The sequence below is a fragment of the Komagataeibacter intermedius TF2 genome, from assembly GCF_000964425.1.
Lineage (GTDB): Bacteria > Pseudomonadota > Alphaproteobacteria > Acetobacterales > Acetobacteraceae > Komagataeibacter > Komagataeibacter intermedius.
The window spans coordinates 1-1,851 of record NZ_BANF01000018.1 but is presented as its reverse complement, the minus strand read 5'-3'; the positions used below and the strand labels follow the sequence as shown (position 1 = coordinate 1,851).

Here is a 1,851-nt window from a genome sequence, read left to right as displayed (position 1 = left end):
ACGGTCAGCCGGGCCAACGCCTCGGCGCCGATGTCCAGCGTGGCCGCCAGCAGCAGCAAAGCCCGGTCGCGCAGCCCGGGCAGGTCGGGCCCGCAGCGTCGCACGGCGGCCAGCAGGGACGCCGCATCGACCCCGGCCCCGGTCCGGCGCACCCGCGTAGCGGGCAGGGCGACATCGAGCCCCTCGCCATTGGCGGCACACCACGCCGTCAGCGCTGCCCGATCCACCACCAGGCTCTGCCGCGGCCGTCCGCCCTTGGCCCGGGCCTCCAGCCATGCCGCCACCGCGACAAGGCCGACCGGAAAGCAGCCGTCGACGGCCTGGGTCCCGACGAAAGCGCGCCAGGAGGCTGCGTAGGCCCGTGCCGTGGCAGGCGACAGGCCGGTCGGCGGCCGCGCCGCCTGCAGCGGTCGGCCGGTCTCAGCCATTCTGAGTGGATCCCCGGTTATCCGCCCCGCACTCCCTGCAGGCCGACGCCGGACGGACGGTGGAACCAGGCAGCCTGCCCATCCTCAGCGGGCAACTGCGCCGCCTGACTCCGACCATATTAAGGCGTTTGCACTTCATATAATACGTCGTATCATGTTAACGAGTTTCAGAGAACGAAAAAGCGCCCGGTTTGTCCTGAAAGGCGCGGTTTTCCGGACTTTCTTCTCCCTCCCCGCCCCGCCTGGAAAAATCCGGCCACGCAAAATGTTACTTCCGATAAGTTATCTTGTCGGAAGTAGGACAAATCTGGAAATTCCTGCTAGAGCATAATCCGGTCAGTCTGGTTCATATCCAGCGGCGGTGAAGCACGCGGCAGCCTGGCGATGAGAGATATCGTCAATTGCTCCACAGACGGTATTTTGAAGAGCGTCGAGGGTTCGCGGTGCCACCCGTCTGATCCACGCCTTCATTTTGGCGAAGATGTTTTCGATCGGGTTGAAATCAGGACTGTAGGGCGGCAGGAACAACAACCTGGCGCCGACTGCCTCCACAGCCTCGCGGGCAACGGCTCCTTTATGGGCGGGCAGATTGTCCAGAATGACGACGTCTCCCTGCGACAGGGTTGGAACGAGCACCTTGCGGGTATAGGCGGCAAACCATTCGCCGGTCATTGGGCCGTCCAGCATCATCGGTGCTGTCATGCCGGAGAGGCGCAGCCCGCCGATGAACGTCGTGGTTTTCCAGTGCCCGTGGGGCACGGACATTCGACAGCGCGTGCCCCGTTGTGACCGCCCCCGCAGGCGGGCCATCTTCGTTGAGACGGCTGTTTCGTCGATGAAGATCAGACGGGCCGGATCAAGGTCAGGCTGACTGTCAAACCAGGCCTCGCGCCGCTGTGCGACGTCGGGCCGTGTCTGCTCGCTGGCGTGCGCCGTTTTTTTTGATGGTCATGTCGTGACGGTCGAGACAGCGCCAGATCGTGCTCGGCGCAAAGCGGACACCGTGTTCTGCTGCAAGTGTCTCCGCCAGTTCGACAAGGGAAATATCGGCCTTTGTTTCAATCGCGGCCAGCAGGAAGGCTGACCATGCTTCAATCCGGTGAGAACGGCGATCACCGCCCTGTTTAAGCGCATGGTCACGACCGCTGGCCTGCCACTCAGCAACCCAGCGGATAACGCTCGACGAAGACACACCAAAACGAACCGCCGCCGCACGACGGGTCATGCCAGAGGCAACAGCCGCAATCGTGCGGCGGCGAAGGTCAGCAGACAGGGCTCGGGTCATACGGGCCGGCCTCCATACCGGCACATAGTATGAATCAGATTTCGACCAGTATGGGAATCTTAAAATGAACCTATTAGATCGGATTATGCTCTAATTTATCGAAAGGCCCTTAATAAGGAGAATGTCAGGTTTGCCGCG

At 62.3% G+C, this 1,851-nt stretch carries 1 protein-coding gene and 1 pseudogene; both read right to left on the bottom strand.

Annotated features, from left to right (window positions below):
• Window positions 1–428: pseudogene (locus B7449_RS22045) on the bottom strand (transposase); the annotation flags it as partial.
• Window positions 429–764: 336 nt separating this feature from the next.
• A protein-coding gene (locus tag B7449_RS03575) for an IS630 family transposase (RefSeq protein ID WP_258373606.1) occupies window positions 765–1,713 on the bottom strand; the annotation gives its coding sequence in 2 pieces (ribosomal slippage) (window positions 765–1,374 and window positions 1,373–1,713; 951 coding nt in all).
• Window positions 1,714–1,851: the final 138 nt, after the last annotated feature.